Genomic DNA, 8,978 nt, shown 5'->3' on the forward strand with positions numbered 1-8,978 from the left:
CGACCACCGTGAGCGTGCAGCATGGCCTTCAACAGCATCGAAGAACTCCTCGAAGACTACCGCCAAGGCAGGATGGTCCTGCTGGTGGATGACGAGGACCGGGAAAACGAAGGCGACCTGCTGATCGCCGCCGAGCGCTGCGACGCCCTGGCCATCAACTTCATGGCCCGCGAAGCGCGGGGCCTGATCTGCCTGACCCTGACCGACGAGCACTGCCAGCGCCTGGGCCTTGAACAGATGGTGCCCAGCAATGGCAGCGTGTTCAGCACCGCCTTCACGGTGTCGATCGAGGCCGCCAGCGGTGTCACCACCGGCATTTCCGCCGCCGACCGGGCGCGCACCGTGGCCGCGGCCATGGCAGCCGATGCCCGCCCCGAGGACTTGGTGCAGCCCGGCCATATCTTCCCCCTACGCGCCCGCGAAGGCGGCGTGCTGACCCGCGCCGGCCACACCGAGGCCGGCTGCGACCTGGCACGCCTGGCCGGCTTCAGCCCGGCGTCGGTCATCGTCGAGGTGCTCAACGACGACGGCACCATGGCCCGGCGCCCGGACTTGGAAGTGTTCGCCGCCCGCCACGGCATCAAGATCGGCACCATCGCCGACCTGATCCACTACCGCCTGAGCACCGAGCAGACCATCAAGCGTATTGGCGAGCGCGAGCTACCCACCGTGCACGGCACCTTCCGCCTGGTCACCTACGAGGACCACATCGAAGGCGGTGTGCACATGGCCATGGTGATGGGCGATATCCGCCGCGAACAGCCGACCCTGGTGCGGGTGCACGTGATCGACCCGCTGCGCGACCTGGTGGGGGCCGAGTATGCCGGCCCGGCCAACTGGACGCTGTGGGCGGCGTTGCAGAAAGTCGCCGAGGAAGGCGCCGGGGTGGTGGTGATATTGGCCAACCATGAGTCTTCGCAGGCCCTGCTGGAACGGGTGCCGCAGCTCACGCAGCCGATGCGGCCCTACCAGCGCGGGCAGTCGAAGGTGTATTCGGAAGTCGGCACCGGCGCGCAGATCCTCCAGGACCTGGGGGTGGGCAAGCTGCGCCACCTCGGGCCACCGCTGAAATACGCGGGCCTGGCTGGGTATGAGCTGGAAGTGGTGCAGAGTATTCCGTTCGAGGGCAGCTGATAGTTGTGGTGCCTGCAATCGCGGGGCTGGCCAGTGAATGCGACTGGCCGTTGGGCGCAAGGCAATGGTGCGAGTGGCGACGGCCACGTGCCTGGCGATGGCCTGGCAGTGCTCTTGAGATCGAGCGCCGCCCGCGCGGCGCATCGCGGATGAATCCGCTCCTACAGCGGTTGCAACGTGCCTATGCCTGACAGGCCATGGGTTGGTATGACGCGATCTATCCATTGGCGCTACCGCCCTGTAGGAGCGGATTCATCCGCGATGCGCCGCGCGAGCGGCGCTCGGTCTCCAAGGCGCTGCAACGCTGACGCCGAACACCTTGAACCCGCTGGCACCAAAGGTGCGGCTGCTGGCGGGTTCGCCGGCAAGCCGGCTCCTACAAGGGCTAACCGCCATCCTGGGCAATCCGCTGATGGCCGGTCGCGTCGGATGCTTGCGAAAAGTTTGGAATACCATAATATGATATCCCGTACACCTTGATAGCTGCCGGCCACACCTACACTTCAGAAACGGCCATGCATCACCCGTTTGTAGCTGCTCCCCGAACACATTTGGCGGGCGACAGAGCCCGCCTCGAATAACAAAAGCAACGAGGGCGTAACCATGCTGTTGAGCAAACGAGTAACCGCAGTGCTGGCTGCCAGCCTGCTGACCCTGGCCTGCCAGGCCACCCAGGCGGCCGACAGCCTGAACTTCGTCAGCTGGGGCGGCACCACCCAGGACGCGCAGAAACAGGCATGGGCCGAGCCCTTCTCCAAGGCCACCGACATCAAGGTCGTGCAGGACGGCCCCACCGACTACGGCAAACTCAAGGCCATGGTCGAGAGCGGCAACGTGCAGTGGGACGTGGTCGACGTCGAAGCCGACTTCGCCCTGCGCGCCGCCAGCGAGGGCCTGCTCGAACCCCTCGACTTCACCGCCATCCAGCGCGAGCGCATCGACCCGCGCTTCGTCTCCGACCACGGCGTCGGCTCGTTCTTCTTCTCCTTCGTGCTGGGTTACAACGAAGGCAAGCTCGGTACGAACAAGCCGGTGGACTGGAGCGCGCTGTTCGACACCAAGACCTACCCCGGCAAGCGCGCCCTGTACAAATGGCCGAGCCCCGGCGTGCTGGAACTGGCCCTGCTGGCCGATGGCGTGCCGGCCGACAAGCTCTACCCGCTGGACCTGGACCGCGCCTTCAAGAAACTCGACACCATCAAGAAAGACATCGTCTGGTGGGGTGGTGGCGCCCAGTCGCAGCAACTGCTGGCCTCGGGCGAAGCCTCGTTGGGGCAGTTCTGGAACGGCCGCGTGCATGCCCTGCAACAGGACGGCGCGCCAGTCGGGGTGAGCTGGAAACAGAACCTGGTCATGGCCGATTTCCTGGTCATCCCCAAGGGTGCGAAGAACAAGGACGCGGCCATGGAGTTCCTGGCCAACGCCAGCAGCGCCAAGGGCCAGGCCGACTTCGCCAACCTCACCGCCTATGCGCCAGTCAACCTCGACAGCGTCAGCCAGCTGGACCCGAAACTGGCCCCCGACCTGCCCACCGCCCACGCCCCGGACCAAGTGACCCTGGACTTCGCCTACTGGGCGAAGAACGGCCAGGCCATCGCCGCCCGCTGGAATGAGTGGCTTGTCAAATGAAAGTCGCCATCAACGCCCTGCATAACGCGCAAGGTGCCCCCAGCGGCACCGGCGCGCCCACGGCGACCTCGCGCCGCCAGCCGCTGGGCCAGCGCTGGCGCGGCAGTCGCAACCTGCTGCCGGCGCTGCTGTTCCTGGGGCTGTTCTTCTTCGCGCCGCTGATTGGCCTGCTGCTGCGGGGGGTGCTTGAGCCCGTCCCAGGCCTGGGCAACTACGAACAGCTGTTCGCAAACTCGGCCTATGCCCGGGTGCTGTTCAACACCTTCTCGGTGGCCGGCCTGGTCACCCTGATCAGCGTGCTGCTGGGCTTCCCGCTGGCCTGGGCGATCACCCTGGTACCGCGAGGCTGGGGCCGCTGGCTGCTGAACATCGTGCTGCTGTCGATGTGGACCAGCCTGCTGGCGCGCACCTACTCCTGGCTGGTGCTGCTGCAAGCCTCGGGGGTGATCAACAAGGCGCTGATGGCGCTGGGCATCATCGATGCGCCGCTGGAGATGGTGCACAACCTCACCGGCGTGGTGATCGGCATGAGCTACATCATGGTGCCGTTCATCGTCCTGCCGCTGCAGGCGACCATGCAGGCCATCGACCCGATGGTGCTGCAGGCCGGCGCCATCTGTGGCGCCAGCCCGTGGACCAACTTCTGGAAGGTGTTCATACCGCTGTGCCGCTCGGGGTTGTTCTCCGGCGCGCTGATGGTGTTCGTCATGTCGCTGGGTTACTACGTGACCCCGGCGCTGCTGGGCGGCGCGCAGAACATGATGCTGCCGGAGTTCATCGTCCAGCAGGTGCAGTCGTTCCTCAACTGGGGCCTGGCCAGCGCCGCCGCGGCGTTGCTGGTGCTGATCACCCTGGTGCTCTTCTACTTCTACCTGAAGCTGCAACCGGAATCCCCGGTCGGCAACGCGAGGTAAGCCGCCATGCTCCTGACCCCCAACGCCATGGGCCGTCCGCTGCGCACGGGCCTGTACCTGACCACCGGGCTGATCGCGGCCTTCCTGTTGCTGCCGATCCTGTTCATCGTGCTGCTGTCGTTCGGCTCTTCGCAGTGGCTGGTGTTCCCGCCACCGGGCTGGACGCTCAAGTGGTACGGCCAGTTTTTTTCCAACCCCGAGTGGATGGACGCCGCCCTGGCCAGCCTCAAGGTCGCCGTACTGACCACGGTGACCGCCGTGGCCCTGGGCCTGCCCACCGCCTTCGCCCTGGTGCGCGGGCGCTTCCCCGGCCGCGAGCTGCTGTACGGGTTGTTCACCCTGCCGATGATCGTGCCGCTGGTGATCATCGCCGTGGCGGTGTACGCGCTGTTTCTCAAGCTGGGCTACACCGGCACGCTGGTGGCCTTCGTGGTCAGCCACGTGATCGTCGCCCTGCCCTTTACCATCATCTCGATCATCAACTCGCTCAAGCTGTTCGACCAGTCGATCGAGGACGCCGCGGTGATCTGCGGCGCCTCGCGCCTGCAGGCGATCGTCAAGGTGACCTTCCCGGCCATCCGCCCGGGGATGATCGCCGGTGGCCTGTTCGCCTTCCTGGTGTCCTGGGACGAAGTGGTGCTCAGCGTGATGATGGCCAGCCCCGAACTGCAAACCCTGCCCGTGAAGATGTGGACCACCCTGCGCCAGGACCTGACCCCGGTCATCGCCGTCGCCTCGACGCTGCTGATCGGCCTGTCGGTACTGATCATGGTCATCGCCGCCGCCCTGCGCCGGCGCAACGAAGTCAGCGCCTGAGCGCCCGGAGACAACAACAATGAGTGCAGTGATCAAAGACGATGCGCGCGGCTTGCCCCTGGTCAGCCTGCGCAACCTGAACAAGCACTACGGCGACTTCGCCGCGGTGGACAATATCGACCTGGACATCCAGGACGGCGAGTTCCTCACCTTCCTCGGCTCCAGCGGCTCGGGCAAGTCCACCACCCTGTCGATGCTGGCCGGGTTCGAGACCCCGAGCAGCGGCGAGATCCTGGTCCAGGGCCAGTCGCTGGTGAACGTGCCGCCGCACAAGCGCGGCATCGGCATGGTGTTCCAGCGCTACTCGCTGTTCCCGCACCTGAACGTGCGCGACAACATCGCCTTCCCCCTGGCCATCCGCAAGCACAGTGCCAGCGAGATCGCCAAGCGCGTGGACGCCATGCTCAAGCTGGTGCAGTTGGAGCCGTTCGCCCACCGCCGCCCGGCCCAGCTCTCCGGTGGCCAGCAGCAGCGCGTAGCGATTGCCCGGGCGCTGGTGTACGAACCGCGCATCCTGCTGATGGACGAGCCGCTCGGGGCGCTGGACAAGAAGCTGCGCGAGGACCTGCAGGACGAACTGCGCCAACTGCATCGCCGTCTGGGGATCACTATTGTCTACGTGACCCACGACCAGGAAGAGGCGATGCGCCTGTCGCAGCGCATCGCCATCTTCAGCCATGGGCGCATCGTGGGGCTGGGCACGGGCTACGACCTCTACCAGAACCCGCCCAATGCCTTCGTCGCTTCGTTCCTGGGCAATTCCAACTTCCTGCGGATCACGGCCAGCGGTAATGGTGCGGGCCATTTCGAGGGGCAGCCGGTGGCGATTCGCCTGACCCCGGGGCTGGCCAGCGGGCAGGACGCACAGATCATGGTGCGGCCGGAGAAAGCCGTGGCCCTGCCGCTTGAACAAGCGGCACGCGAAGCGCTACCCGGAGGGTGGAACGAAGTGGACGCCCGTGTCGGCGAGGTGCTGTTCCTGGGGGAAAGCCAGACCTGCCATGTAGTGACCCAGGGCGGGACGGAGCTGACGGTCAAGGCGTTGTCCGCCGCCGGCATGCCCATGCAGCCAGGTGATCGGGTCAAGGTGCGCTGGGCGGTGGCGGATGCCTGCGTCTATACCGAGCTGTAACGCAGACCTGCGAAAGCGCAGGTGAATTCACCGACGCTTTCGCCGGCAAGCCGGCTCCTACAGGGTGCGCGGTATCTGTAGGAGCCGGCTTGCCGGCGAGCGGGCCTCAATCCCGCGCCAAGGCCTCGATCGGGTCCAACCGCGCGGCATTCCTCGCCGGCACGAAGCCGAACACGATGCCGATCAGCGTCGAACACACGAACGCCGTCACGATCGACCCCAGCGAGAACACCATCTCCCACTGCTTGACGAACAACGCGAACAGGTAGCCGATCCCGTACGACAGCCCGATCCCGATCACCCCGCCGATCAGGCAGACCATCACCGCCTCCACCAGGAACTGCTGGCGGATATCCGACTGCCGCGCCCCCACCGCCATGCGGATGCCGATTTCGCGGGTGCGCTCGGTGACCGATACCAGCATGATGTTCATCACCCCGATGCCCCCCACCACCAGCGAGATCACCGCGATCAGCGACAGCAGCAGGGTCAGCGAGCGGCTGGTCTTCTGCACCGTCTGCATGATGCTGTCGAGGTTGTTGGTGAAGAAGTCCTTGGTGCCATGGCGCTGCAGCATCAGTTTGTTGACCTCCTCCTCCACCCGCTTGCTCGGCAGGCCGTCCTTGATCCGCACGCTGATGCTGTCCAGGTGGCGCTGGCCAAGCACCCGCCCGGCGGCGGTCTCGTAGGGCATCCACACGTTCAGCGAGTTGCCGGCGACGAACAGGTTCTTGTTCTCGGCGGTCACGCCGATCACCGTGCACGGCAGGCTGCCCACCAGGATCACCTGCCCCAGTGCCTCGACGCCGGGCGCGAACAGGCGCTTGCGGGTGTTGTGGTCGATCACCACCACCTGGGCCTGGCGCCGGGCGTCGTCGGCGCTGAACACGATGCCCTCGGCCAGGGGAATGTTGCGCACCTGGAAGTACTGCTCGCTGACCCCGTTGAGCTGCACGTCGGCGTCGATGTTGCGGTAGCGCACCAGCGAACCCTGGCCGATCACCGGGGTGGCGCTGTCGACGTAGTACAGCTCGTTGAGCGCGGTGACATCGGCCGGTGACAGGGTCTCGATGGCCTTGGCGCGGCTGTCGCCAAAACTTTTGCCCGAGTAGATGTCGATGGTGTTGCTGCCGATCGCCTGGATATCCTTGAGCACATAGCCCTTGGCGCCCTCGCCGATCGCCGAGATCGACACCACCGAGGTGATGCCGATGATGATCCCGAGCATGGTCAGCAAGGTGCGCATGCGGTGCGAAATCAAGGCGATCCAGGCCATCTTGAAAGCCTCGCGGAACAGCCCGAGGCTGGCCACCAGCCGCCGTGGCGCCCGTTCGGCGGCCGGCTGCACCTCTTCAACCGGCTTCGCAACTTCGCGTACCGTGCGCCGATCGTCGACGATCTGTCCGTCACTGACTTCGATGATGCGCTCGGCATGGGCGGCCACCTTGGGGTCGTGGGTCACCAGGATCACCGTGTGCCCGGCGGCGTGCAGCTCTAGCAGGATGTTCATCACTTCCTTGCCGCTGGCGGTGTCCAGGGCCCCAGTGGGCTCGTCGGCGAGGATCACCTCGCCGCCGTTCATCAGCGCCCGGCAGATGCTCACCCGTTGCTGCTGGCCACCGGACAACTGGCTGGGGCGGTTCGCCAGGTGCCCGGCCAGGCCCAGGCGCGTCAACAGTTCGCGAGCCCGTTGGTGGCGCCCGGCCTGGGGCACGCCGGCGTAGACCGCGGGGATCTCCACGTTGCGCAGGGCATCCAGGTGCGGCAGCAGGTGGTAGCGCTGGAAGATGAAACCGAAGTGGTCGCGCCGCAACGCGGCCAGGGCGTCATCGTCCAGGTCGCGGGTTTCCTGGCCGTTGACCTGGTAGCTGCCGCTGCTGGCGTTGTCGAGGCAACCGAGGATGTTCATCAAGGTCGACTTGCCCGAACCCGAGGCGCCGATGATCGCCACCAGTTCGCCGGCACGGATCTGCAGGTTGATGTCCTTGAGCGCCAGGAACTCACGGTCGCCCGCCATGAACCGCCGGCTCACGCCCGCCAGGCGCAACAGCGGCTGGCCTTGCTCTGTCGCCCGCGTTCGCTGCGGCGACCATTCGACAGTCATGTTCATGGTCACGCCCCCGACTCACCGGTAACAGGTTCGCCGATCACCACCCGGTCACCCTCGTCCAGGCCGGCTTTGACCTGCACCTTGACGTTGTTGTTGATCCCGGCCTGCACCTTGCGCACCTGGGCAAAACCCTTGGCGTCGAGCACCCGCACCGCGAAACTGCCGTCCTTGTCGCGCGCCCCCAGCGCCGCCACCGGCACGGTCAGCACCCCTTGCGCGGTGTCGAGGACGATGCGCACCTGGGCAGTCATCGAGATGCGCAGGCGGTGCTCGGGGTTGGGTACCTCGAACAGCGCGTTGTAGAACACCGCGCTGGCCTGGCGGGAAGCACCGCTGCTCTTGTCGCTGCTCTCCAGGTAGTTCTGCGGTGCGGGTTCGGTGCCGCGCAGCTTGGCGTAATACCGCTGGTCGTCGCCGAGGATGGTGAAGTACACCTGCTGGCCGGGGCTGATATGGATTACGTCGGCCTCGGACACCTGCGCCTTGATGGTCATGGTGTCCAGGTCGGCGAGCTTGAGCAGTATCGGCGCCAGCTGGTTGGCGATCACGGTCTGGCCTTCCTGGGTGACGACCCCCACCACATGGCCGTTGATCGGCGCGACGATGCGGGTGTAGCCCAGGTTGACCCTGGCCGTGTCGACCTGAACCTGGGCGCTCTTGATCTGCGCATCCAGCGACAGCAGGTTGGCCTGCTGCACCTCGTACTCCGACTCGGCGTTGTCGAAATCCTGGCGCGAGATCGATTCGTCCTCCTGCAGCACTTCATAGCGCTCATAGACCCGCTTGGCCTGCTTGAGCTTGGCTTGGGTCGAACGCCGTTCGGCCTGCAGCTTTTCCGCGTCCACTTCGGCCTGGCGCAGGGTGTTGCGCAGTACCAGAGGGTCAATCTCGGCCAGCCATTGGCCCTCGGTGACCTTGTCGCCCAGCTTGACCTTCAGTGACTTGAGCTGCCCGGAAACCTGGGCGCCGACATCCACCTGGCGAATGCCTTCCAGGGTGCCGGTGGCCAGCACCGCGTTCTCGATGTCGCCCCGTTCGACCGTGGCGGTGATGTATTGCGGCGGCTTGGCCGGCGCCTGCACCGCGTACAGCACGATACCGGCGACCAGGGCGGCCGCGGCGCCCAGTGTGATCTTGCGAAACTTCGACTTTTCCATGAGTGCCCACTACTGATCAGAGAGGGGCCGCGCTGCGGCCCTTTCGCGACACAAGGCCGCTCCCACAGACAATCCTTCGCCTGGCT

The 8,978-nt window shown here is 65.9% G+C and carries 7 protein-coding genes; 5 read left to right on the forward strand and 2 right to left on the reverse strand.

Annotated features, from left to right (window positions below; all coding sequences use genetic code 11):
- The first annotated feature begins 21 nt into the window (after positions 1 to 21).
- The 5 genes from ribBA to PSEEN_RS14080 all read left to right on the forward strand — a co-directional run bounded on the left by ribBA (position 22) and on the right by PSEEN_RS14080 (position 5,625).
- Positions 22 to 1,134 carry a bifunctional 3,4-dihydroxy-2-butanone-4-phosphate synthase/GTP cyclohydrolase II gene (gene ribBA / locus PSEEN_RS14060; RefSeq protein ID WP_011534195.1) on the forward strand — a complete coding sequence of 371 codons (1,113 nt, stop codon included), beginning with the start codon at positions 22 to 24 and terminating at the stop codon, positions 1,132 to 1,134.
- A 603-nt stretch (positions 1,135 to 1,737) separates the two neighbouring features.
- On the forward strand, positions 1,738 to 2,763 hold the full coding sequence (locus tag PSEEN_RS14065) for an ABC transporter substrate-binding protein (protein ID WP_011534196.1): 1,026 nt from the start codon (positions 1,738 to 1,740) through the stop codon (positions 2,761 to 2,763).
- On the forward strand, positions 2,760 to 3,677 hold the full coding sequence (locus PSEEN_RS14070; protein ID WP_011534197.1) for an ABC transporter permease: 918 nt from the start codon (positions 2,760 to 2,762) through the stop codon (positions 3,675 to 3,677). Before PSEEN_RS14065 ends, PSEEN_RS14070 begins: the two co-directional genes overlap by 4 nt.
- A gap of 6 nt (positions 3,678 to 3,683) precedes the next feature.
- A complete protein-coding gene (locus tag PSEEN_RS14075; protein ID WP_011534198.1) occupies positions 3,684 to 4,493 on the forward strand; it encodes an ABC transporter permease in 810 nt (269 codons plus the stop codon).
- A gap of 19 nt (positions 4,494 to 4,512) precedes the next feature.
- Positions 4,513 to 5,625 (forward strand): ABC transporter ATP-binding protein, encoded by a 1,113-nt coding sequence (locus PSEEN_RS14080; RefSeq protein WP_011534199.1) that lies wholly within the window; start codon positions 4,513 to 4,515, stop codon positions 5,623 to 5,625.
- A gap of 106 nt (positions 5,626 to 5,731) precedes the next feature.
- On the opposite strand, the gene PSEEN_RS14085 is transcribed toward PSEEN_RS14080, so the two are convergent.
- On the reverse strand, positions 5,732 to 7,735 hold the full coding sequence (locus tag PSEEN_RS14085; RefSeq protein ID WP_011534200.1) for a MacB family efflux pump subunit: 2,004 nt from the start codon (positions 7,733 to 7,735) through the stop codon (positions 5,732 to 5,734).
- A gap of 2 nt (positions 7,736 to 7,737) precedes the next feature.
- The gene (macA, locus tag PSEEN_RS14090) at positions 7,738 to 8,892 is read right to left on the reverse strand and encodes a macrolide transporter subunit MacA (RefSeq protein ID WP_011534201.1); all 1,155 of its coding nucleotides are present in this window, start codon (positions 8,890 to 8,892) and stop codon (positions 7,738 to 7,740) included.
- Positions 8,893 to 8,978 lie beyond the last annotated feature (86 nt).

This window comes from Pseudomonas entomophila L48 (genome assembly GCF_000026105.1).
In the GTDB taxonomy this organism is placed as follows: Bacteria; Pseudomonadota; Gammaproteobacteria; order Pseudomonadales; family Pseudomonadaceae; genus Aquipseudomonas; species Aquipseudomonas entomophila.